Raw genomic sequence first — 23,381 nt, 5'->3', positions numbered from 1 at the left:
CCAGACTATTCATTTTTGCCAGATTGTTGTGCTAGACCTGAAGCTCCAGCTATGGCTGAACCTGCTAGACCCATGGCAGCGGTCAGTCTCGTTTCCTCAACTTCTAGGAATAATGCATACCCACCAATTATGCCTCCAATTAATGCAATTGTAATAGGTGTTAAAGCGCGGATTATTTCGACATGACTATTGGTGGTCTTTTTGCTATGGTCATTTGATTTTTTAGTGCTATCATCTTTTTGTCTTTTAATGCTTATTGCGGCATTGCCGCTGAATTCTGGATTTGTTGTAAGCATGATACTTCTCTCTATTTATTCTGTTTAAATTTGTGCTTAACAAGAAATATGTTGCGTTGTTAAAGATTATGCGCCACGAAAAAAATTCTTGTTATTTTTCCATGACTAATCACTTCTCTTGCTATTATTTAAGCTTTTAATTTAAGGCTATAGTGGGTAATCATTTATTGATCGTCAAAATTAAAGAGTGTTGGGTTGAGCCAATACTATGTAATGTATTTATAAATATATGTATCGCGTAATTATCTGTCTGTGCAACTCCCGAAAATAAGAAAATTCATTTTTTCTAGAATCATTGCTTTTAGAATTATTTGCTTGACCTGTTTTATCGCTATTTCTATTTTTTTTGCAAATACATTTGTTTATTCTCTTGCCAACCCTTTAAATCAAAGTGTTTGCGAACAAGCCAATGAGTGTGTTTTGATTTCGCAAATAGCCGAAAGTAATGATCTTGAGTCTGAAAAAACTGACTTGACAAATATCATTGAGCATCAAATAAGATTTATCAAAGACATTAGAAAAATTTATGGCAAGAACTCCTTGTCTCGACTTGCTATTATCTTCTTGATGACTATTGGCCCGATAAAAATTATTCCTGTTTTTGTCAAGCTGACTCAAAATGCCAGCAAAAAGGTCAAAAGAAAACTAGCTATACGGAGTTTCACTTTATCAACTTCAGTGATTTTTGTGATAGCTCTATCTAGTCAAAATATACTAAACAAGTACAATATCAGCCTGAGCTCTTTAATAGGGGCAGCAGGAATTGTTTTATTTTTAGTTTCAATCAGAATGCTTTTAGCTCAATATGAAACCAATGTTACTAATTCTATTAAAACACCGGACAATCCTCTAACAACGCTAATTTCCCCACTTACTTTCCCAACTATTTTAACTCCTCAGGGAATAGCATTAGTAATGATTTCAATGACGATCGCAAAAAGACTTGACAATAATGTTGATAAAATTTTGGGCTTGATTGCGATCATTATGATCCTCAATCTGCTCTGTATGCTATATGCCGATAAGATCTTGAGTTTTATCAGGCCGGCACTGCTTCTGGTTTTGAGTTCAATGTTAACCATTATTCAGTTGGCATTAGCAATCTCTTTTATCTTTTCGGCCATCAATCTTCAGGTTTTGACTATTTATTATATTATTCAAAAACAACTTTTAAGTTTGCCTATTCTTTGAAGTTAAGCTTAAATTTCCGAGTTAAAAAAATTGTAATTTGTAAATAAACCTGAAAATTGTCACTTTAAAGAATAAGTTGCTTCTAATATGTGGAAGAGGAGAATATTGTTCTCTATATTTGACAAGATGAGTTTGCTTATTTTTTCTTGACTATGGTTAAATCAACAGCGAGTAATGACCTAAAACTTTTCCGGCTTTTAATTGCTGCTGCCTGGATTGATGGTGTGTTTCAACCGGAAGAATGGGAATACCTATACAAACTTGCTTCCAAGCGTGGTCTGCTGGATGATCCAGAAATAAAATCCTTATTGTCCAGCAAAGAACCAATTGATGCGGAAAATTGCTATCAATGGCTATCAGATTATTTGGGCACCAACCCAACTATGGAAAATTATCAAAGTCTATTTGCCGAAATTGCTGGAGTGATATATGCCGATGGTTATATTGCCACTGAAGAGGCCCAACTTTTAAATCAACTTCAGCTGTTAGATCCCAGTAAAATGAATTCTCGTTCTGCCTTCAATGTAATTTTTGGCTCAATTCGTAGGCTAGTAGGCCATGATTAATTCTGAAACTTAAATTTATTTGATCCAATATTTATGCAGTCGGCATTATTTTCCCGAGGGATAGAGCAGTTTAACCAACAGCAATTTTATGAGTGCCACGATACTTTAGAAGCGATTTGGATTGAGGCGCTTGAGCTAGACAAAAGATTTTATCAAGGTATTTTACAGGTTGCGGTTGCTTGTCATCATCTCCATGAGTTGAACCTGCGGGGTGCAGTAATCTTGTTGGGAGAAGGTGTTCGGAGATTGAGTGATTACCAACCTGATTATCAAGATATTGATGTTACGCAACTGCTCATAGAAAGTGATTTGCTTTTGCAAACATTACAAAGACTCCCTCCAGAAAACTTGGCTGATTTTGCCCAAAAGTTATTTTCTCCAGAAAACGCCACTGCAACAAATAAAGTAAATTGCCAGTTACCAAAAATCTTGAGAGTTGATAGTTCGACATGACTAATTCATCTCAGGCACAAAATACCATTGGGCAATAATTTTTGACTCTTGACTCTTGACTCTTGACTCTTCAGTCAGCTCGTTCCACAAGTTTCTTAAATCGCAGATAAGCTTCTTGTGGAGTCATCATTTCTGATTCCCGACGATTGGAAAAAGAAAATTGCCAGCAGTCTGGAAAAACATGGACTGTCAAACTAGAGATTAGCCCTAACTGCATTGCCCTTTTTCCCAGTTTTTCAGCTTCTTCGGCTAGAGTCATTATGTCGTGGAAGCGATATTTTTGGTTGCTTTCTGCTGTCAGCATGGTTTTAGCTCCGTGAAAATCTAAATTTTTGAATTAATTTTTCTGCTTATATTTATATATTGACAAAAAAACAAAAAAATGTATTTGGTTCGGCTCCATTATAGAGGTGTTTTCCGGACCTGGCGACCAAAATTCTGGAATTGAGAAATTTTGGGACGATGAAATAGCCTGAATTGCCGACAGAGACTGGTCTTGCGCCTCGACAAAAATCTCTATAGCTTTCCTTGTCCAGCAAACTACAGCAAAATGATGGTAAAAGAAGTTACATTAACGAAGTCAGAGGAAAACCTGTTGTTTCACGATGGGTTCTCTGGTGACAATTGCTGAATTTTAATCCCATCCCAAGGAAAAGGAAATGCTGGAGTTATATCAATTTGAACTATCCCAATATTCAGAGAAAGTTCGTCTAATTCTCGATTACAAAGAACTGGAATACCGCAAAATTGAAGTTACTCCCGGTGTTGGACAGATAGAACTTCTCCAAAAATCTGGTAGTAAGCAGGTGCCAATACTCAAAGACGGTAGTACTTATATTGCTGATTCTACTGAAATAGCTTTTTATCTCGATCGCAAATATCCCGATCGCCCCATTATCCCCGAAGATCCTTTGGCCAAAGGTCAATGTCTACTCATCGAAGAATGGGCAGATGAATCCATCGGCCTCAAAGGCAGAAAGGCTTTTATTGGAGCTTTAAACCAAAATCAGAACTTCCGCACTTCTGTGTTGCCAAAGGAAACTCCCGATCTACTAAAAAATCTTGTGGGGGCAATTCCCGGTGAGTTATTAGATGTTTTAGGTATGGGCGTTGGTTTTGGTGGCGATGCAGTTAAAGATGCCAAGAAGGGATTAAAACAAGATTTAGAAGCGCTAAGTTTGATATTACAAAACAAACCCTATTTAGTCGGAGATACACCCACCCTAGCAGATTTGGCTGTTGCAGGATTAAGCATTTTATTGAAGTTTCCTGAAGGCTCTTATCTCGATATTCCCAGTCAGCTCAAAGGCAAGGGAATTCCCGGCCTTGCTGATAATAGTGATTATGATATCTTCTTCGACTGGCGCGATCGCCTTTATGCCGATTATCGTAAAGCTTCTACTTCTAACAGTAGTTCGACCCCCAATGATGATGCGGCTCCAACGTCGATTGAAATAGAATAAAAAAATAAGAAGGAACGAGGAACGAGGAGCGAGGAGCAAGGAAAAGTAGCTGGTCTCTTCCCTGTTCCCTACTCCCTGTTGCCTATTCCCTGAAATAGTAGAGATGAAAATTAATCTAGAACATTATTTAAGTGACGCTCATATTGACGCTAACAGTAGAAATAGTCAGCGTCAATTGTCTCTAGAAATATCCGCGATCGCCGAATCAACGGATTATGATTTGCCACTAAATCTTTGTTTAGTTTTAGATTGCAGTGGTTCGATGAAAGGAAAACCTCTAGAAACTGTCAAACAGGCAGCAATCTCAATCATTGAAAAACTACAACCAGGGGATTGCATTTCAGTGATTGCCTTTAATCAAGAAGCCACAGTGATTGTTCCTAGTCAATCAGTAACCGATATTGCCAAGATAAAATTTTTGATAGATAAGCTAGAGGCAGAGGGTGGTACTGCGATCGATCGCGGAATGAAATTGGGTATCAAAGAAATCTCCCATCGCAAGCGCAATAATGTTTCTCATATTTGCTTGCTCAGTGATGGGGAGAACGAACATGGTGACGATGAGCGTTGTGTCCGATTTGCCAAACTAGCTGCCGAATATCAAATCACAATTAATACTCTTGGTTTTGGCGAACATTGGAGTCAAGACACTTTAGAAAAAATTGCTGACTTGGCCAACGGAACTTTAAGCTACATAGAAGAGCCAGAACAAGCCTTAATTGAATTTGAGCAGGTTTTTGCTCGCATTCAAACAGTAGGTTTAACCAATGCCCACTTAATGGTGGAATTATCTCCGGGAACTAGATTAGGCAAACTAAAACCCATTACTCAAGTAGCGCCAGAAGCGGTGGAAATACCGTTTAAACTAGAAGGAAACTATTTCAAAGTTCGTATTGGTGATTTAATGACCGATAAGGCCAGAATTGTGCTAATAAATCTTTATATTAACCAATTATTTCCAGGTAGTTATCAAATAGCCACAGTGCAGGTTTCCTACGATAATCCAACTATGGCAGGAGAAAATGAATTGTCTCCTATTTTTTCGATAGAAATCAACTCACAAGAAGAATATCATCCTCTATTAAATCAACAAGTACAGCAATCAATTCTTCTCTTAGCAAAATACCGTCAAACTCAAATTGCCGAAACAAAATTGCAAGAGGGAGACAAGACTGGAGCCGTGACTATGCTGCAAAATGCTGCCAAAACAGCCTTGCAACTGGGAGATAAAACTTCGGCTACGGTTTTACAAAATAGTGCCACTCGTCTACAGCGAGGAGAAGAATTATCACCAAAGGAAAGAAAGAGAACCAGATTGGCTTCTAAAATTGGTTTGTAAAAACAATACTCATTACTTATTACTTATTACCTATTACTTCCGCGTAGCGGCACTAGATACTTCTCGTTATCCCAGCAAAGCTATGAACCGAACAGACTAATGGTTTTAGGAATAGTTTGATTGAGATTTCCTGCCCCAAGGAACATAGTTAAATCTCCTGGCTGCAAAATTTGCGATCGCAAATATTGAGGCAGAGTAGCGAGATCTCCGTGATAAAAAACTTGAGGATGATGCTCTGCGATCGCGCTAGCCAATTGTTCTCCGCTAATCCCAGTAGTATTCATCTCTCCTGCGCTATAAATGTCTGTAACCACAACCAGGTCAGCATCCTTAAACGCAGCCGCAAATTCTTCCAAGAAAGTTTGTGCCCGACTATAGCGATGGGCCTGAAAGACCGCAACCACTCTTTGGGTATCCAGATTTTGACTAATTCTTAATTTAGCTGCGGCTAGAGTCACCGCGATTTCTTTTGGATGATGGGCATAATCATCAATAAACCTAATCTGATTAACTTCTCCACGTAATTCAAAACGTCTTTTGGTTCCAGTAAAACTTGCCAAGCCCTCAGCAATTTCGGCAAATCCTAAACCAATTTTACGTCCCGCAGCAATCACAGACAGGGCATTACTCAGATTATGAGTTCCCAACAATTGTAAATTTAAAGTCCCCAGAAATTCCCCTCTTTCCCAAATATCTGCTTGCGTGCCTTGATCATGATAGTTAACATTTTTTGCCAAGTAATCAGCATTACTATCAGGGTCGAGACTGTAGCTAATATCAGGTTTTAAATGTTGCTGAATATTGGGATCATCAATACAGCCAATCAAAGTTTCGCATTGCTCAGCAAAAGTCTGAAAAATCTCGATAACTTCGGTCAAATCTTGATAGCGATCGGGGTGATCTAGTTCAATATTAGTAATAATTCCGATGGCGGGAAAATGCTTCACCAAAGAGCCATCAGACTCATCTGCTTCTGCGACCAAATAATCGCTTTCTCCAGCGCGAGCATTACCTGACCAAGCATCAACCTCTCCCCCAATAATAATTGTGGGGTCTAAACCTGCTTGGAGCAACACATAGGCGATCGCGCTACTAGTAGTCGTTTTCCCATGAGTTCCCGAGACGGCAATACTAGAATATTCATTAATCAGAGCGGCCAAAAGATCCGAACGATGAAAAATTGGACACCCTAATTTAATAGCTTCTTGATATTCGGGATTAGAAGAATTAATCGCTGTCGAACAAATTACTTGAGGTAAATTGTTAACAGTATTCTTTACTTGAGTTGCCACAGAATTTGTTGCTGTTTCAACATTCGAGACCGCCATAGTCGACAAAGATCTGGCGTTAGCAGTATTAGGCAAAGCAAAAGATGCCAAATTACTCGCTACTTGCCGACCAAAAATCTTGGCACCCAAAGCTTCTAGGCGATCGGTAATATGACTAGTCCGCAAATCCGATCCCGATACTGGCAATCGACGTTTCGCAACAATATATGCTAGAGCAGACATTCCAATCCCGCCAATGCCAATAAAATGAAATGGTCTGCCATTTAAATCTACTTTCTTCACCCTCAAGTCTCCTTCAGAACCACTGGTATTTTGGCTGTTCACGACGAACGTACATCGCTAGCGGAGATTTTCTCCGCACAATAGTCACAAGCGATACGGGCTATGATAACAGCAATTTTTCGGACTAGTGATATTGCTCAAAAGCAAATGACAAATAAATAAGAAGCAATAAGTATTGATTTAGGTTTCTTTTATGATCATTTCGCTCCGGAACCGAGAAAACACCATAAAGGAAATTTCTATTTACCATCAGTTACTAGGAATATCTGTGGTTTTACTAACTAACTAGACTCTTGCGATCCCCGGAGAAAAAATCAATTTTTTTTAGCATATTGAATAAGTCATACTTTACGATATGATGAGTCTTATTAAGAATCATTTAATTTATTGACGTAAAACTATTATAGAGGGCAAGACGCAGTGGTTAGAGTAGCAATAAACGGTTTTGGACGTATTGGACGTAACTTTTTAAGATGCTTAGTAGGCAGAGAAAATAGCAACTTAGAATTAGTGGGGATTAATGATACTTCCGATCCCAAAACTAATGCTCATTTGCTCAGATATGACTCAATGTTGGGCATTTTAGATGCTGACATTAAGGCCGACACTAACTCTTTGATTGTTAATGGCCAAACAATTAAATGTGTATCTGATCGCAATCCCTTAAACTTGCCCTGGAAAGAATGGGATGTGGATATCGTAATCGAATCAACTGGTGTCTTCCGAGACAAAGATGGTGCAGGTAAGCATTTACAGGCTGGAGCGAAAAAAGTTCTAATTACTGCTCCTGGTAAAGGTGCTGGTATTGGGACCTATGTGGTTGGGGTTAACGAAGATCAATATCAACCTGGCGAATTTGATATTGTTAGTAATGCTAGTTGTACTACTAACTGTTTAGCTCCTATTGCCAAAGTTCTTAACGATAAATTTGGCATCATTAAAGCAACAATGACGACTACTCACAGTTACACTGGAGACCAACGTATTCTTGATGCTAGTCACCGTGACTTGAGACGAGCTAGAGCAGCCGCTATTAATATTGTTCCTACTTCTACTGGTGCAGCTGAAGCAGTAGCTTTGGTTGTTCCCGAATTGAAAGGCAAACTCAATGGGATTGCTATGCGCGTGCCTACTCCCAATGTTTCCGTTGTTGACTTGGTCGCTCAGGTCGAGAAGAAAACTATTGCCGAAGAGGTAAACGAAGTTCTCAAAGCTGCTGCTGAAGGAGAACTTAAAGGAATTCTTGGTTATACCGAATTACCTCTAGTCTCCGGCGATTTTAAGGGAACTAATGTTTCTTCTACTATCGACTCACAGCTAACTCTAGTTCTTGATGGCGACATGATGAAAGTTGTTGCTTGGTATGACAACGAATGGGGTTACTCTCAAAGAGTTGTTGATTTAGCAGAAGTTATGGCTGCTAAATGGAATTAATTTTCAAATCACTTTGCTCTAAGCTATAAGCTCTAAAAAGGCAATGGGAAATTGATGCTTTTCTCATTGCCTTGCTTTTTTTGAGTTTCATTAACTATCAAAGCATTAAACCTAAAACCTAAAATCTAATTCAATCCGATTCGAGGCAGTCCGCAAAATTGCATTTTCCCATCGATACATCCAACAAATGAAAACCAAACTCTTGGGATAAATCTTCGAATACTCGTAATCCCCTAACACTATTCCCTTGTTGATCAATTAGTGGCGAGAAGACAGCGATCCCAGCTCTTTCGGGAATTACACCAATAATGCCCCCAGAAACTCCACTTTTAGCAGGAATACCGACACGATAAGCCCATTCTCCTGCGTAATTGTACATGCCGCAGGTATGCATCACACTCAACATATCCCTGACATATTCGGATTGGACAGCCTGTTGATTCGTAATTGGTTGAATACCTCGATTCGCTAATGTTGCAGCCATCATCGCTAAATCTTGACAGTTAACAACCAGGGAGCATTGTTGAAAATAGAGATCGAGAATTTCTTCAATATTATGATCAATTGTGCCAAAATTAAGCAGTAAGTTAGCTAGTGCCCGATTTCGATGACCTGTTGCCCTTTCGGACATGAATACGGAAACATCGATAAAAACGTCGCGGTTGATATAACGACGAAACATTTCTAACATTCGATTAAGGCGTTCTGTTAATTCATTACCCTTAATTAAACTAGTGGTGGCGATCGCCCCAGCATTGACCATCGGATTATCAGGTCGTTTCGAGTTTTCATCCAAGCGAATTACCGAATCGAAGGGGTCACCTGTTGGTTCTACCCCCACTTTTTCGAGTAATGCGGCCCTTCCACAATCTTCCAATGCCATACCATGGAGAAATACTTTGGAAATAGATTGAATTGTAAAATTTTCCTGGCTGTCTCCTACAGTAAAAACCTTGCCATCTGTAGTCACCACAGTGATGGCAAACCAGTCGGGATTGGCATTAGCCAACTGAGGAATATAACTTGCTAGTTTTCCTGAGTTAAGGGTTCGATATTTTTTATAAAGAGATTCCAGAAATCTTTCTAGTTTAGACATTAAAGATAAGATGCTGCGGTCAATATATTTACTGAGATTACCAGAAAGATTCAATCTCTGTTGATGGCCTGTTAGTAAATCGAGAGAAATGGGAATACTCTAATCATTACAAAATCTCTTAATAACAGCTATCACTAGGTTAATAAATCATGAATTTACTCAATGAGATAACCGCTAATCTCCAAGAATGGAATTATCAGGTTTTAGATGATGGTACAACGATGCATTCACGTCGGTTTTCCGGCAAGATGCATCACAAACTGAGAAATACTTTTAATAGTGCTTATAATTCTTTTAACGAATATGACAAAACAATTATTGTTAGTTGTTTTGATAGCTATACAAATATCACTATTTTTGAAGAGTGAGGAAAAGGTTTTAGGGATTGGGTGTTAGGTGTTAGGTAAACTTCAAAAAATCATAAACCTAGCTATAATAGGCGGCTAAAGCCTTAAAAATGCTTTTTACATAAAATATTCTTCGATTTAAATTAAAATGTAACTCTTTTTAACCTAAAACTTACCACCTAAAACCTAACACCATTCTTAGCTAGACCATAAGCTAATAAATATTTTGTTGACCTGCGCTACACTGACTCAGATAACAATATTGATAAATTATGGATAAAAATCATTTGAATAATCTGCAAACTTGTCAGATCTGTGGCGTTTCCATCACAGAAAAAGGACAAGTCAATTTTTCCAATGGCAGTCCGGGAACCCGAGCGCGACTCTATGCTAGAGTTTGCAAATATGCCAAGAGACCTGAATGTATTAATCAAGAACCTGAGCTTATCGGCGAAATTACAGCCCAAGATGGCTACGAATCGGGCAAGGGTCTAATCCCTTCTTTTGGCAACACTGAACCGACCAACTAACTCAACAGACTCAAAATAGTAATCGAATTACGCCTTAACCTCTCGATTACTATTTATTTACTTTTATCCAATACACTTGGGATCAGGTTATCCCCCTCCCCTAAGTGAATAAGTATTTTCATTATGTTATTGACTGATAGACTGTCACCGAATTTTTATCAACCAAAGGATTCTCAAGAACCATTACTAGAATTTTACGAAAAAGGCGAGGAAATTACATTATTAGAAACTGGAATTTGGCAAGTTTATCGCGGGGTGGTGCAGTTAAGTAAGATTAATTTTGCAGAAAAGGGAATAATACTCGGCTGGGTAACTCCTGGTAATGTTTTTGACAATAGAAATTTGCAGTCTGCGCCCTATCAAGCGCAAGCGCTATCTGATGTTTACATTAGATGTTTGAATACTCAATATTTAAAAAAATACCCTCAAATTATTGCAGAATTAATTGCTAAATTAAGTTATCGCTTAATTAAAACTGAACAACTTTTAACTGTTACTGCGATTAAACTAGTTGAAGATCGTTTGTGGGAGTTATTCGTAATGCTTAGAGACGATATGGGACAACCTGTTAAGGGCGGGACTCGTCTTGCCGTTCGTTTCACCCATCAAAATCTAGCCAATGTAATTGGGGCCACCAGAGTAACTGTCACCAGAGTGTTAGGTGAGTTTCAATCTAAAAACTGGATTGAATTTGATAGCGATCGCCATATTATTATTAAGAGACCATGATCGAGAGGTGTTAGAGATTATAGTGTTAGATGTTAGGCAAAAAAGAATGTATAACTGATTTTGCATAGCTACTGAATCTCTTAAACCATAGGTCAGGTCATTATGAGTCTCAAGTTTGGGCGAGAAATATGTAGTAATTTTGAAATTTCTCAGTCGAGAGAATGGTTGGTGACCAATGGCATTGGTGGTTATGCTTCAGGTGCGATCGCGGGAGGATTAACAAGGCGCTATCATGGCTTACTTGTTGCCGCTTTAAAGCCCCCTGTGGCTAGAACTTTACTCTTAACTAAACTAGATGAGACTGTTCAATATAATACAAAATCCTATGATCTCTACACTAATAGTTGGGCTGACGGCACAATTGCGCCCCACGGATATCTGAATATCGAGAATTTTTATTTAGCAGGGACAACGGCTGTCTGGAACTATGCCTTTGCTGATGGCTTGCTTGAAAAGCGTATTTGGATGCAGCATGGAGCAAATACAACTTATATTCGCTATAGTTTCCTCCGAGGTACTCAGCCCTTAAATTTGTCCCTCAAAGCATTAGTTAATTACCGAGATTATCACAATAAAACAGAAGGCAGCTCATTATTCTCTGTGGATCATCTTGGGGAACAGAGCTTAAAAATTAGAGCCTGCGATGATGCAGCTAGCTTATATTTATTTGCCACCCAGGAAAATCAAACCAACAACTTTAGCTGGGAGATTAATAATAATTGGTATCGCAATCTTACCTTAGCAGTTGAAAAATATCGAGGTTTAGATGAAGTAGAAGACCATCTTAATGCTGCAACAGGCAAGGTTACTTTACAGCCAGGAGAGGCCATAACAATTGTGGCGAGTACGGAAAATACTCCTCAATTGGATAGCAAAGTTAGTCTACAGGAAAAAAACAATAGAGAAAGTAAATTACTGAATCTGTGGTACTTCTCCAATTTTCTTGCTAAAAAACCCCATCCCCGTCAGCCTAAGGATTGGGTCGAACAGTTAGTTTTAGCAGCAGATCAGTTCATTGTCGATCGCCCATTAACCGATAATCCCAAGGGGAAAACGATTATTGCGGGCTATCCTTGGTTTACTGACTGGGGAAGAGATACGATGATCGCCCTACCTGGCCTAACCCTCTCCACGGGAAGATATGAAATTGCGAAAACAATTCTTCTCACCTTTGCCAAACATCTCGACCAGGGAATGTTGCCCAATATGTTTCCCGATGCTGGGTCAACGCCAGAATACAATACGGTAGATGCAACTTTATGGTATTTCGAGGCGATTCAGCTTTATTACGCTGCCACCAAAGATCAAGAGTTTTTAGCCAAATTATTCCCTCTTTTAGCAGAAATAATTGACTGGCATCTCAAAGGCACTCGCTACAATATTCATCTGGATGATGATGGTTTGCTCTATGCTGGAGAAGAAGGAGTTCAGCTGACCTGGATGGATGCCAAAGTTGGAGATTGGGTTGTGACGCCACGTATTGGGAAGCCTATTGAAGTCAATGCTCTTTGGTACAATGCTTTGGTCTGTATGATGTATTTTGCTCAGGTTTTAGGGAAATCTGGCAGTAAATATCAAGAACTAGCTACAAGAGCGCGATCGCATTTCTCCAAATTTTGGTATGAAGCTGGGGGTTATTGCTATGACGTAATTGATTCCCCTGAGGGTAATGATCCTAGCTTTCGACCCAATCAAATTTTTGCAGTTTCTCTCCCGTCAATAGAGGCAATTGAGAGTGAATGGTCTTCGCCTCTACAAAAATCACAACAGAAAATGGTAGTAGATAAGGTTAGTCAAATTTTGCTTACTTCCTCAGGTTTGCGATCGCTTGATCCTAATGATCCTGATTATGTAGGAATCTACGGCGGCAATCAATTGCAGCGGGATGGTAGTTATCATCAAGGAACCACATGGTCTTGGCTCATTGGTCATTTCATTCAAGCCCATCTGCGAGTCTATAACAACCCCGAACTAGCCCGTAGTTTCATTGAACCAATGGCTGATCATTTACAAGCTGGCTGTATCGGAAGCATTAGCGAAATCTTCGATGGCGACGCGCCCTTCACTCCCAGAGGTTGTTTTGCCCAAGCTTGGAGTGTCGCAGAAGTTCTAAGAAGTTGGCTCTTGGTAAACAAATAGCTCATTACTTATAGCGTTTCTCATATTCATAAGATACAGTTTGCTGTTCCCTATTCCCTATTCCCTATTCCCTAAAGCATATCCTTATGTATCTCACTAATTAGAGAAGGGCTATATTACCCATTACCCATTACCCAATTTAAGGATTAACAGGTAACTTCTCTTTCTTAATGCGATCGCTAACCTTACGTAAAACGCCATTAATAAAGCGAAAACCTTCATCATCAGAATATCTTTTGGCTAGCTCTACTGCTTCATCGATCGCCACTCTAATGGGCAATTCTAGATATAACATCTCCGCAACCGAGATCCGCAAAATATCTTGATCGATCTTCGGTAAACGACTGAGTTGCCATGCTACCAAGACTTCTTCAATATACTGTTCGATATATTGTCGGTTTTCTTTGACAGCAGCAATAATCGCGATCGCATATTCTTTAACTTTTTCTTGATTACTTAACTGAACAAATTCGGGAATTTCAATCGCAGTGCCCAATCTATTAATTGCTTTTTGAGTTAACTTAATAGCATCGGATACCATCAATTTGGCGCTGTCCAAATCATTACTGCGGGTCGCACTGCTGAGAAGACGCTCTTCACCACGTTTAGTCTCGGCACTAGCAGTTTCTAAAATATCTTGCACTTCTGAGGTTAAAGTTCTCACAGCACCTAACATCAGATCTTCTAAATCTTGTTCAGCAAGCTTACTAGGACTAGTTTTGATTTGACTAATACTTAAAAGTGCTAATTCGCGAGCAATACTTCGAGGTTGTTGACGAGGAGGCATAAGTCAGTTATTCAGTAGGTGACGTAAATGAAGAGAATGTAATTTTCAATTTTCAATTTTCAATTTTTAATTTCTAATTTCTAATTAAGAGTCCTCTGTTACAGGTGTTTTTAATGACATTTTTTGGTGAGCCTTTGGCAAAGGAATAGATAAATTTGGGGCAAGAGTTTCAGCCGCCTCTGGATTAACAATACCACCAGAGATTAAAACTTTAAAAGCATCTTCTATAGAAATCGCCAGATCAATTGTTTCCTCTTCCGGAACCATTGCATACCATCCGGAAGTCGGATTAGGCGTAGTAGGAATAAACACACTAATCATTTTCTCGGAAATATGGGCTTGAAATTGAGCACTAACAGCCCCAGTAACGAACCCCAGAGTCCAGATACCCTTACGGGGATACTCCACCATTACCACGCGACTAAAGCGGCTCTTAGAATCTCGCAACAAAGTCTCTAAAATTTGCTTTAAAGTCTTATAAACTGAACCTGCCAGGGGAATCGCTTGCAATAGCTGTTCGCCAAAATCCAAAAGCCAGCGTCCCACAATATTTCTTGCCATCAAACCAATAACAAGAATAGATAGTAGGGGCACCGCAAACCCCACAGCAAGATTCAGAACATTCGTTAAAATTGGATTTAAACTCTCAAAAGGATTGACCTGCTTCGGGATACGAGTCAACAGGTCAATTACCCATTTAGCAATGGTAATAGCTAACCAAATGGTTGTAGCAAGAGGGATTACTACTAAAAACCCTGCTATCAAATCATTTTTTAAATCTTGCTTTAAGCGTTGCAGCACAGAGTGCAAACTCTCCTGAAATATTCTGACAATAAAACTGATCTCGAACTATATATTATTTTTAAGGCTTGCAAAGAATTATTGCAAGCGTTGACTTAATAATATTTATATGCATCTTAACAAAGATAGCAAAAAATTGATTTTCTAGTTAGTGATAGATTTATTTGATATTTTACCCTGTGCTGCCTCAATCACAATCAAAAAAAACCGCAGAGATTTCGTTTGATCAGTTTTTATTAACGGGATGAAGACTTTTTATTACTAGTCTTTGCAACCTTATTATTGGAACTTTGAAGCCCAAACCATCCCATAAGTAGATAGCCAATAGATAATAGGAAACTACTGATCCCTACCCGTAAACCTTGCTTAACGGCCTGACTCTTCGCTCGTTTTTTTTGTGCTAAGGTTTCTGTCTTTAGTTTATTTTGTGCTTCCTGACGACGAGCATCAATTGTTGCGGGATTTTTAGCACTTTGACTTAAGCCTTCCAATTGTTGCTTTGTGCTGGTTAGCTGTTCTCGCTGTTGCGGATTGATAGTTTGCCCTTCTAGTTTTCCGCTATTTAAGGCTTGATCAATATCACTAATTCTGCGGGTTATTAGTTGAGCATTTTGCGGATTTTTGAGTTGTTCGTATCTTTGACTAATTAGTGATTGGGCTTCTTCGGTACTAGCATCAATTTGCGCCAAATTCTGGACACTAATAGCTCGTAAATTATTTAAGTGCAAAGGAACCAAAACAAAAAAAACTACACCTAAAAGCAAAGATAGGCAAAAGGCTGGCAATCGCAGGTCAAAACCTTTGCTATCGCTGTCTTGCGAGATAATTGATTCGACCCAATAACTTAGGACAATAAATGAGATCCCAACCATAGGGACAATTCCCCGGTCCACCATCTGACTGGCGAAACTAATTTGCCATTGGGAATCGGAGAATTGAAAAGGAATTGCTAGTGTCAAATAGTCTAAAAGAGAGGTCAACACTAGAATTCCCCCAATAGTTTTGAGGCAAAGGGAAGTAAAACTGGAAACTTTAGAGCTACTCATAATTTTTGTAAGAATATGACCTAATAATCTTGCAGCGCAAGGTACGCGCGAGTTTGACAAGCTTTCTAATCTGCCTATCTTAGCCTCTATAAGATAAATTGGCTTCCTCATATTCTGGGGTCAATATCTATTGACTTAAAGCTTTCAAAAATTTCTGTAAATTCCCCAAAAGTCCAGGTTTTTTGATGGTTGAATTATTTTTTCCGGCCTCTCCTTCGGGGGTAGTTAACTGGATTAATAAACGATCTAATTCTTCTCCCATCGGTTTACTAGATAGCTCCATTGCTAACTCGTAACCCTCTTCTTTTTCTAACCAAATTTGCCAAGATGAGGGGTGAATTCGTAAAATGCTCGCCCCCTCTAGAGGTCTAATGTAGTAACAAGAATAAAGGGTGCTAATAAATCTATCTCTTAATCGACGAGCTGCTAGTCCAATTCCCACAACGGCGACATCTTCTAGTTGGGGAATCAATAATATTACAGGGCGATCGCCTACTAGATTGCACAAGGTTTCCACTCGCTCTACTTCCACCGAAGACGGACAGACCATAATAAAAATTTCATCGGTTTCAGCTATTTGCTGCTCTATCGAAGTGAAACGTCCGCCCATATCTGTGACTTGAAAAGCAATTTCGCCCCAATCTCTTTTGGCCAGCATCGCAGCACCTGTATCGGGAAACATGACTTTGACTCCCGAACCATGGGATTCTAAAAATAAATTGGCAAATTCTAAGGCCAAAGACTGAGCTTGGAGGGGAATTTCAGGAATGACTAATTCTACTTGCAATCTGGTATAGCCATCTGCGATCGCATCTATCACAGTCTTTTTTGCCTGTTCAACGGCTTCAGCAATACTTTGGGGAAATTCATTCATGGCTTTTGATTATGATTAAGTATAAAAGTACTAAAAGTGAGGTTTTGCTAAAATTGCGCAACACTATAAATGATAATTGCTAAGATACTGTACCCAATCACCAATCCCCAAAACAACTATTAAGCTTCTCCTTATCCTTCATCCCTCATCCCTTATCCCTTAAAAACATGTCTTTCGTTGGTTTACATATCCATAGTGATTACAGCTTACTTGATGGAGCGTCTCAGATTCCCCAAATGATTGATCGCGCCTTAGAATTGGGTATGAGTGCGATCGCTCTAACCGATCATGGAGTCATGTATGGCGCGATCGAATTAATTAAAGTATGCAAGCAAAAGGGCATTAAACCGATTATTGGCAATGAGATGTATGTCATTAACGGCGATGTGGAAGATAAAACCCCGAAAAAGCGCTACAAAAAATTTCACCAAGTAGTTCTCGCCAAAGATACCCAAGGATATAAAAACCTCGTTAAACTAACCACGATTTCCCATCTTCAAGGATTTCAAGGAAAAGGGATTTTTGCCCGCCCTTGTATTAACAAAGAACTACTCGAAAAATATCACGAAGGTTTAATTGTAACTAGTGCCTGCCTCGGAGGAGAAGTTCCCCAAAGAATTCTCAGTGGCGATTTAGAAGAGGCCAGAAAAGTTGCCCAATGGTATCAAAGAGTTTTTGGTGATGATTATTATTTAGAAATCCAAGATCACGGCTCCCAAGAGGATCGCATTGTCAATACAGAATTAGTCAAAATATCACAAGAATTTGGCATTAAAATTGTTGCCACTAACGATTCTCATTTTATTTCTTGCTATGACGTAGAAGCTCATGACGCATTGTTATGTATTCTCACCGGAAAACGCATTACTGACGAAAAAAGATTGCGTTATAGCGGGACGGAGTATTTAAAATCTGCTGAAGAAATGCGTCAGTTATTCCGCGATCATCTTAGTGATGAAATTATCGCCGAGGCAATTAATAATACAGTGGAAGTTGCCGAAAAAATCAAACCCTACAAGATTTTGGGAGAACCGAGAATTCCCGATTACCCAGTCCCTCCTGGCCATACTCCTGATAGTTATTTAGAAGAAATTACTTGGCAAGGATTGATTGAAAGACTTAAATGCCGCCAACATTCAGAAATTCCTCCTGTTTACAAAGAAAGATTGTTAACAGAACTAAAAGTAATGCAGACTAAAGGATTTTCTACTTACTTTTTAGTGGTTTGGGACTATATTAAACATGCTAGAGATAAGGACATCCCAGTGGGGCCTGGAAGAGGAAGTGCCGCAGGGTCTCTAGTTGCCTATGCTCTCAAAATTACTAACATTGATCCAGTTCATCATGGATTATTATTTGAACGCTTTCTCAATCCTGAAAGAAAATCCATGCCTGATGTTGATACGGATTTTTGTATCGAACGTCGGGACGAAATGATCGAATATGTGACAGAAAAATATGGCGAAGGCAATGTTGCCCAAATTATTACCTTCAACCGCTTGACTTCCAAGTCAGTTCTCAAAGATGTGGGACGAGTTCTTGGTGTAAGTTTTGCGGATTCGGATCGCCTGGCTAAGTTGATTCCTGTGGCGCGGGGGAAACCAGCAAAACTCAAGGTCATGATTTCCGATGACAGTCCTGATCCTGAGTTTAAAAGATCCTATGATCAAGATTACGTTAAAACCTACAACGACAAAAAAGAGGAAGTGGGCACGATCAGTGTGCGTCATTGGCTCGATATGGCAATTCGCATTGAAGGGACGAATAAAACTTTTGGTGTTCATGCTGCGGGAGTGGTAATTTCTTCTCAGCCTTTGGATGAGGTTGTGCCGTTACAGAAGAATAATGAAGGTGCCGTTATTACCCAATATTATATGGAAGATTTAGAAGCTCTAGGACTATTAAAAATGGACTTTCTGGGCTTGAAAAATCTTACAACCATTCAAAGAGCGGCGGATTTAATTAAACAATATCAACATACGGATTTAGATTTAGATAGTTTGCCTCTAGATTCTATTAGGGCTTTTAATATTATCGAAAAAGGAACAAGTAAAAAATTACCACCAGATGTTAATAAAACTCAGAAATTATTAGAAAAAGGCGATCTCGAAGGTATTTTCCAATTAGAATCTGATGGGATGCGTCAGATCGTAAAAGATCTTAAGCCTTCGGGTATTGAAGATATTTCTTCTATTCTCGCTCTCTATCGACCAGGACCATTGGATGCAGGCTTAATTCCTATTTTTATCGATCGCAAACATGGTCGCCAAAAGGTTGAGTTTCAACATGAATTGTTAAGACCAATTCTCAAAGAGACCTATGGTGTGCTTTGTTACCAAGAGCAAATTATGAAGATGGCTCAAGATCTGGCTGGTTATTCTTTGGGTGAGGCAGATTTACTCAGAAGAGCTATGGGTAAAAAGAAGGTTGCGGAGATGCAAAAGCATAAGGTGAAGTTTATTGATGGCTCCACGAAGAATGGGGTTACTCAGGATGTGGCAGAAGATTTGTTTAAGCAAATGTTGGATTTCGCCGAATATTGTCTGAGTGCTGATACTGAGGTTTTGACAGTAGAATACGGGGCGATTTCTATTGGTAAGATTGTCGAGGAAAGAATCGAATGTACTGTTTATTCTGTGGATGCCAATGGTTTTGTTTATACTCAAGAAATTGCCCAATGGCATAATCGAGGAGAACAGGAAGTTTTTGAATATATGTTAGATGATGGTTCTGTGATTCGGGCGACTAAGGATCATAAGTTGATGACTATTGATGGTCAGATGGTTGCGATCGATGAGATTTTTAGTCAGGGATTGGAGTTGAAGCAAGTTTTGGGATTATGATTTCCTATTCGATATTAATGGTAAATAAGGATTATAAATTATGCTTCAAAAGTTAAAATAACTTCAGTAGTTTAAGTATGGTTAATCTTGATAATTGGCGATCGCGCTTTATTAACATAATTAAAACATAAACCCACAAAAGAAAAGTTAATACCCATCGTATATAATTTGTTGTCTTCACTTGGATAGTGACCTCTTCAAATTAGTAATGCGTGTATTTGTGACGGGTGGTACTGGTTTTATCGGATCTAACCTAGTTAGATTGCTTCTAAAACGAGGTTATAAAGTAAGAGCACTGGTACGTCCTACCAGTCGGCTCGATAATCTTGAATCTCTAGATGTCGAAATTATTACAGGTGATCTTAATGATGGGGATTTAAAGCAAAAAATGCAGGGATGTCGCGCCTTGTTTCATGTCGCGGCTCATTATTCCCTGTGGCAAGCAGACCAAGAATCTGTGTATCTCAATAATGTTTTGGGAACTCGAAACATATTAGCCGCAGCTCAGCAAGCTGGCATCGAACGCACAATTTATACCAGCTCGGTTGCTGCGATCGGAGTAGGCCATAAAGGGATCACTGTTGATGAAACCCATCAAAGTCCTGTAGATAAATTAGTTGGTCATTACAAAAAATCTAAATATTTTGCCGAACAAGAAGCCCTAAAAGCCTATAATTCAGGCCAGGATATTGTCATTGTTAATCCGAGCACGCCCATTGGTTCTTGGGATATCAAGCCCACTCCGACAGGAGAAATTATCTTACGTTTCTTACAGGGTAAAATGCCTTTCTATGTAGATACAGGTTTAAATTGGATTGATGTTGAGGATGTAGCCTGGGGGCATCTTTTGGCATTGGAAAAAGGAAAAAGTGGCGATCGCTATATTTTGGGGAATCAAAATCTGACCCTCAAAGAGATCTTAGATAACTTGGCAGAAATCACTAATTTAACTGCACCACAACAACTAATTCCCCATTGTATTCCCCATACTTGCGCCTGGATTGATGAGTTACTTCTCGGTGCGATCGGAAAAAAACCTTCTGTTTCTCTAGATGGAGTCAAAATGGCTCGACAAAAGATGTATTACGATGCGACCAAAGCTGTTAGAGAATTAGGACTTCCCCAGTCCCCTATCAAGCCTGCCTTGCAAAAAGCTGTAGAGTGGTTTTTAAATAAATAAAAATTTATTCGCTTCGTGCCAAAATGCCAAATCCAGATGATTTAGATACTACAAACAATATTGAGATAAATACTATTGAATTAGAGGTAAAAACTCAAAGCGATCGCCTGGATCGCTGGCTAGCCAGTCAGTTAACCGATATTTCGCGATCGCGAATTCAAAAATTAATCGAAGATGGTCACGTAATTCTCAATGGCAAAGTATGTGGTAGCAAAAAAAATTCCTTGACTAATGGCGATCGCCTAAAGATCACAATTCCCGCTCCGACTAAGCTAGATTTGATAGCTGAAAATATTCCCCTCGATGTGCTCTATGAAGATGAAGAACTAATTATCATCAATAAACCTCCAGGTTTAGTTGTACATCCCGCCCCAGGTCATCCCAATGGGACGTTGGTAAATGCCTTGCTCTATCATTGTCAAAATCTGGCAGGCATTGGGGGAGTGGAACGGCCTGGAATTGTGCATCGTTTGGATAAGGATACGACAGGGGCGATCGTAGTAGCTAAAAGCGATCGCGCTCACCAACATCTACAAGCTCAAATTAAAGCAAAAACCGCCAGAAGAGAATATTGGGGAGTGGTTTGTGGTTGTCCCAAAACTGAGTCTGGCCAGATTAATTTACCCATTGGCAGGCATAAAAGCGATCGCAAAAAAATGGCAGTGATTCCGGTTGACCAAGGCGGCAGAGAAGCCATAACTCATTGGTCAATCTTAGAAAGGTTGAGCAACTATACCCTAATGCAATTTCTCCTAGAAACGGGACGCACCCATCAAATCAGAGTACATTGCACCTATAATGGCAATCCTATAGTCGGCGACATGTTATATGGTTCTGGGGGTTCAGTGCGAGTGAATCTTTCTGGGCAGGCACTTCATGCTAGGAAATTAACTATAGAACATCCTGTATCGGGAAAGATTATAGAAGCGATCGCGCCTTTACCTGAAGAGTTTACAAAATTACTACGGGTTTTGCGAGAGAAAATAAATTAATAGCTAATCGCTAATCGCTGCAATTAATACTAGCTCTCACTTCAGCGATCGCTTTCATCAATAAAAGAGGGTCACTTTTTGATTGTACAAAACCAAATGACTTATAGAAAGCAGCAACCTTATCATTTAAAGCCTTCACTAGAATTTTTACTGTTCCCAAGGGCTTTTGCTCTTAAATAGTTTGACTAACTTAGGAGCTGGTTGATGATCTGTACGAGAAAGATATTCGTAGTCTGCTTGATCTAATATATAAATTTTTTGATCTAAAATAGTCTGTTCGGCTTCTCTATATGCCGCTTCTACCATAAATTCAGTGCGAGATTTCCCTTGAAGGTTTGCTGCTTCGTCAATTAGATTCCGTCTAATCTCATCAATTCTCAGATTTACTACCTTTTGTTTGCCACTTATTTTCATAATTATTTCTCCCTTATTTTATTTAACAATGGACACAGTTACTTACACTGAATTTCGACAAAAGCTAGCTGGATATCTTAACTAAATTGAAGCCGATCGCACGCCAGTAATCGTAACTAGACAAAATGCCCCTTCGGTTGTGGTTATGAGTTTGGATGACTTTAAAGCTTATGAAGCTACTTTCCATCTATTGTCTAGTAAAAATAATGCTGATAGCATCAATGATGCGATCGCAGAGCTTCGTTCTGGAAAGGGTTACAGAACATGAGTTAATAGTTGAATGAAGCTAGTATTTGCGAAACAAGCCTGGGAAGATTATCTTTATTAGAGCATCTAAGTTTTTGTCTGATGGAGAGTAAGGCTAAATTCAGGCTACTCTAAGTCGTCTCAGCTATTGTCTGTGATTATTTAGTTAATTGATAAAAATATGGTTAGCCCAGGTTTGATTTTAGCGATCGCTTTAGCTCTAGTTCATGGATTTGCTGCCCGATTGCCGATCTTTTCGATCATTCCCCGATTTCGCTGGACGTCATTTGCTGGTGGAGTCTCTCTTAGTTATGTATTTCTCGAAATATTCCCTGAGCTTAGCCATACTCAGGAAGAACTTCAGCATAGTGAAATTTTACTAGTACAGTATTTAGAAAATCATGTTTATATCCTGGCACTGATGGGACTATTGGTGTTTTATGGCTTGAATTTATTAACCCATAGAGCCAAGTCCCTTCGGCAAGAGAACTCTGAAATCACTCATGATGAATCAACTAGTTTTTGGATTCATATCATTGCCTTTGGCATTCTTAATGTCATTTCTGGTTATCTTTTACAGGACTTGAGTGAACATACCTTAATTGACTGCCTGCTCTTTTTTATGGCCGTTGCCCTGCATTTTTTCATTATCGATGAGAATTTACGGGAACATCACCAATCTCTATATGACAAGAAAGGGCGTTGGTTTTTAGTTGGGGCAATTGTCTTGGGAGCCGTGATTGGACAAGCCGTTCATCTCAACGAAGCCGCGATCGCGATTATCTGGTCTTTTTTAACAGGAAGCATTATCCTCAATGTTCTTAAGCGAGAACTACCTGACGAGAAAGATACTTGTTTTAAATCTTTTCTTGCTGGAGTGGTGCTGTTCTCAATTCTCTTGCTCTTAATGTGATGATACTTTGGTGACATCCTCCGCACACTGAATCAAAGATTACAGTGTGGGCTTCTTACGTGATTACACTTGCTGAGGAAACCTCAGCGTGTCTCACGCGCTTCCAACTCTCACGAATTGGGATTTCTGGA

At 39.2% G+C, this 23,381-nt stretch carries 24 protein-coding genes and 1 pseudogene; 16 read left to right on the top strand and 9 right to left on the bottom strand.

From position 1 onward, the window contains the following. Positions 1 to 5 precede the first annotated feature (5 nt). The gene (locus tag XEN7305_RS18440) at positions 6 to 296 is read right to left on the bottom strand and encodes a hypothetical protein (protein ID WP_006511006.1); all 291 of its coding nucleotides are present in this window, start codon (positions 294 to 296) and stop codon (positions 6 to 8) included. A gap of 420 nt (positions 297 to 716) precedes the next feature. Here XEN7305_RS18440 and XEN7305_RS18435 point away from each other — a divergent pair, with 420 nt between their 5' ends. The 3 genes from XEN7305_RS18435 to XEN7305_RS18425 all read left to right on the top strand — a co-directional run bounded on the left by XEN7305_RS18435 (position 717) and on the right by XEN7305_RS18425 (position 2,506). Next, complete coding sequence (locus XEN7305_RS18435) at positions 717 to 1,487, top strand: MarC family protein (protein ID WP_202951300.1); 771 nt, start codon at positions 717 to 719, stop codon at positions 1,485 to 1,487. Positions 1,488 to 1,639: 152 nt separating this feature from the next. Continuing rightward, entirely contained in the window at positions 1,640 to 2,053 is a 414-nt protein-coding gene (locus tag XEN7305_RS18430; RefSeq protein ID WP_006511004.1) for a TerB family tellurite resistance protein, read from the top strand. A 33-nt stretch (positions 2,054 to 2,086) separates the two neighbouring features. After that, positions 2,087 to 2,506, top strand: a complete 420-nt coding sequence (locus XEN7305_RS18425; protein WP_006511003.1) for a DUF309 domain-containing protein — start codon at positions 2,087 to 2,089, stop codon at positions 2,504 to 2,506. A 70-nt stretch (positions 2,507 to 2,576) separates the two neighbouring features. On the opposite strand, the gene XEN7305_RS18420 is transcribed toward XEN7305_RS18425, so the two are convergent. Further along, positions 2,577 to 2,810, bottom strand: a complete 234-nt coding sequence (locus XEN7305_RS18420) for a hypothetical protein (RefSeq protein ID WP_006511002.1) — start codon at positions 2,808 to 2,810, stop codon at positions 2,577 to 2,579. Positions 2,811 to 3,165: 355 nt separating this feature from the next. On the opposite strand from XEN7305_RS18420, the gene XEN7305_RS18415 reads away from it, so the two are divergent. Both XEN7305_RS18415 and XEN7305_RS18410 read left to right on the top strand, forming a co-directional pair. Beyond that, positions 3,166 to 3,969, top strand: coding sequence for a glutathione S-transferase family protein (locus XEN7305_RS18415; RefSeq protein ID WP_006511001.1), 804 nt, complete (start codon positions 3,166 to 3,168; stop codon positions 3,967 to 3,969). 103 nt (positions 3,970 to 4,072) lie between these two features. After that, on the top strand, positions 4,073 to 5,308 hold the full coding sequence (locus XEN7305_RS18410) for a VWA domain-containing protein (protein ID WP_006511000.1): 1,236 nt from the start codon (positions 4,073 to 4,075) through the stop codon (positions 5,306 to 5,308). An 80-nt stretch (positions 5,309 to 5,388) separates the two neighbouring features. Here the strand turns inward: XEN7305_RS18410 and murC are convergent, their stop codons facing one another. Continuing rightward, positions 5,389 to 6,819: a UDP-N-acetylmuramate--L-alanine ligase gene (gene murC / locus XEN7305_RS18405; RefSeq protein ID WP_369792517.1), complete on the bottom strand. Its 1,431-nt coding sequence runs from the start codon at positions 6,817 to 6,819 to the stop codon at positions 5,389 to 5,391. Positions 6,820 to 7,299: 480 nt separating this feature from the next. On the opposite strand from murC, the gene XEN7305_RS18400 reads away from it, so the two are divergent. After that, positions 7,300 to 8,313, top strand: a complete 1,014-nt coding sequence (locus tag XEN7305_RS18400) for a type I glyceraldehyde-3-phosphate dehydrogenase (protein WP_006510998.1) — start codon at positions 7,300 to 7,302, stop codon at positions 8,311 to 8,313. A gap of 130 nt (positions 8,314 to 8,443) precedes the next feature. Here XEN7305_RS18400 and glsA read toward each other — a convergent pair whose 3' ends face one another. Then, a complete protein-coding gene (gene glsA, locus XEN7305_RS18395; protein ID WP_006510997.1) occupies positions 8,444 to 9,409 on the bottom strand; it encodes a glutaminase A in 966 nt (321 codons plus the stop codon). A gap of 149 nt (positions 9,410 to 9,558) precedes the next feature. Here glsA and XEN7305_RS18390 point away from each other — a divergent pair, with 149 nt between their 5' ends. The 4 genes from XEN7305_RS18390 to XEN7305_RS18375 all read left to right on the top strand — a co-directional run bounded on the left by XEN7305_RS18390 (position 9,559) and on the right by XEN7305_RS18375 (position 13,154). After that, positions 9,559 to 9,777: a hypothetical protein gene (locus tag XEN7305_RS18390; RefSeq protein WP_006510996.1), complete on the top strand. Its 219-nt coding sequence runs from the start codon at positions 9,559 to 9,561 to the stop codon at positions 9,775 to 9,777. A gap of 251 nt (positions 9,778 to 10,028) precedes the next feature. Continuing rightward, positions 10,029 to 10,286 carry a hypothetical protein gene (locus XEN7305_RS18385; protein ID WP_006510995.1) on the top strand — a complete coding sequence of 86 codons (258 nt, stop codon included), beginning with the start codon at positions 10,029 to 10,031 and terminating at the stop codon, positions 10,284 to 10,286. Between the two features lie 123 nt (positions 10,287 to 10,409). Next, entirely contained in the window at positions 10,410 to 11,015 is a 606-nt protein-coding gene (locus tag XEN7305_RS18380) for a Crp/Fnr family transcriptional regulator (RefSeq protein ID WP_006510994.1), read from the top strand. A gap of 102 nt (positions 11,016 to 11,117) precedes the next feature. Then, positions 11,118 to 13,154 carry an amylo-alpha-1,6-glucosidase gene (locus tag XEN7305_RS18375; RefSeq protein WP_006510993.1) on the top strand — a complete coding sequence of 679 codons (2,037 nt, stop codon included), beginning with the start codon at positions 11,118 to 11,120 and terminating at the stop codon, positions 13,152 to 13,154. A gap of 139 nt (positions 13,155 to 13,293) precedes the next feature. On the opposite strand, the gene nusB is transcribed toward XEN7305_RS18375, so the two are convergent. From nusB to XEN7305_RS18355, 4 genes are all read right to left on the bottom strand, one after another. Continuing rightward, positions 13,294 to 13,941 carry a transcription antitermination factor NusB gene (gene nusB / locus XEN7305_RS18370; RefSeq protein ID WP_006510992.1) on the bottom strand — a complete coding sequence of 216 codons (648 nt, stop codon included), beginning with the start codon at positions 13,939 to 13,941 and terminating at the stop codon, positions 13,294 to 13,296. An 84-nt stretch (positions 13,942 to 14,025) separates the two neighbouring features. Further along, positions 14,026 to 14,742, bottom strand: coding sequence for a DUF502 domain-containing protein (locus tag XEN7305_RS18365; protein WP_006510991.1), 717 nt, complete (start codon positions 14,740 to 14,742; stop codon positions 14,026 to 14,028). A 236-nt stretch (positions 14,743 to 14,978) separates the two neighbouring features. Next, complete coding sequence (locus tag XEN7305_RS18360; RefSeq protein ID WP_040898565.1) at positions 14,979 to 15,788, bottom strand: HpsJ family protein; 810 nt, start codon at positions 15,786 to 15,788, stop codon at positions 14,979 to 14,981. Between the two features lie 127 nt (positions 15,789 to 15,915). Continuing rightward, positions 15,916 to 16,662, bottom strand: a complete 747-nt coding sequence (locus XEN7305_RS18355; protein WP_006510989.1) for a DUF1995 family protein — start codon at positions 16,660 to 16,662, stop codon at positions 15,916 to 15,918. A 167-nt stretch (positions 16,663 to 16,829) separates the two neighbouring features. Here XEN7305_RS18355 and XEN7305_RS18350 point away from each other — a divergent pair, with 167 nt between their 5' ends. The 3 genes from XEN7305_RS18350 to XEN7305_RS18340 all read left to right on the top strand — a co-directional run bounded on the left by XEN7305_RS18350 (position 16,830) and on the right by XEN7305_RS18340 (position 21,677). Next, positions 16,830 to 19,505: a trans-splicing intein-formed DNA polymerase III subunit alpha N-terminal partner DnaE-N gene (locus XEN7305_RS18350; RefSeq protein WP_006510988.1), complete on the top strand. Its 2,676-nt coding sequence runs from the start codon at positions 16,830 to 16,832 to the stop codon at positions 19,503 to 19,505. Positions 19,506 to 19,713: 208 nt separating this feature from the next. After that, a complete protein-coding gene (hpnA, locus tag XEN7305_RS18345) occupies positions 19,714 to 20,685 on the top strand; it encodes a hopanoid-associated sugar epimerase (protein ID WP_006510987.1) in 972 nt (323 codons plus the stop codon). Positions 20,686 to 20,750: 65 nt separating this feature from the next. Next, positions 20,751 to 21,677 carry an RluA family pseudouridine synthase gene (locus tag XEN7305_RS18340; RefSeq protein WP_040898582.1) on the top strand — a complete coding sequence of 309 codons (927 nt, stop codon included), beginning with the start codon at positions 20,751 to 20,753 and terminating at the stop codon, positions 21,675 to 21,677. A 147-nt stretch (positions 21,678 to 21,824) separates the two neighbouring features. Here XEN7305_RS18340 and XEN7305_RS18335 read toward each other — a convergent pair whose 3' ends face one another. Next, the gene (locus XEN7305_RS18335; RefSeq protein WP_006510985.1) at positions 21,825 to 22,091 is read right to left on the bottom strand and encodes a DUF1778 domain-containing protein; all 267 of its coding nucleotides are present in this window, start codon (positions 22,089 to 22,091) and stop codon (positions 21,825 to 21,827) included. Positions 22,092 to 22,176: 85 nt separating this feature from the next. Between XEN7305_RS18335 and XEN7305_RS30395 the strand changes: the two are divergent. The 3 genes and pseudogenes from XEN7305_RS30395 to XEN7305_RS18325 form a co-directional block, all read left to right on the top strand. Further along, a pseudogene (locus XEN7305_RS30395) lies at positions 22,177 to 22,233 on the top strand (prevent-host-death protein); the annotation flags it as partial. Between the two features lie 3 nt (positions 22,234 to 22,236). Beyond that, entirely contained in the window at positions 22,237 to 22,359 is a 123-nt protein-coding gene (locus tag XEN7305_RS29845; protein ID WP_006510984.1) for a hypothetical protein, read from the top strand. Positions 22,360 to 22,518: 159 nt separating this feature from the next. Then, positions 22,519 to 23,250, top strand: coding sequence for a hypothetical protein (locus XEN7305_RS18325; protein WP_006510983.1), 732 nt, complete (start codon positions 22,519 to 22,521; stop codon positions 23,248 to 23,250). The last annotated feature ends 131 nt before the right edge of the window (positions 23,251 to 23,381 follow it).

Origin of the sequence: Xenococcus sp. PCC 7305, from assembly GCF_000332055.1 — a bacterium.
Taxonomy (GTDB): Bacteria; Cyanobacteriota; Cyanobacteriia; order Cyanobacteriales; family Xenococcaceae; genus Xenococcus.
This window is presented reverse-complemented; position numbering and strand designations above follow the sequence as displayed.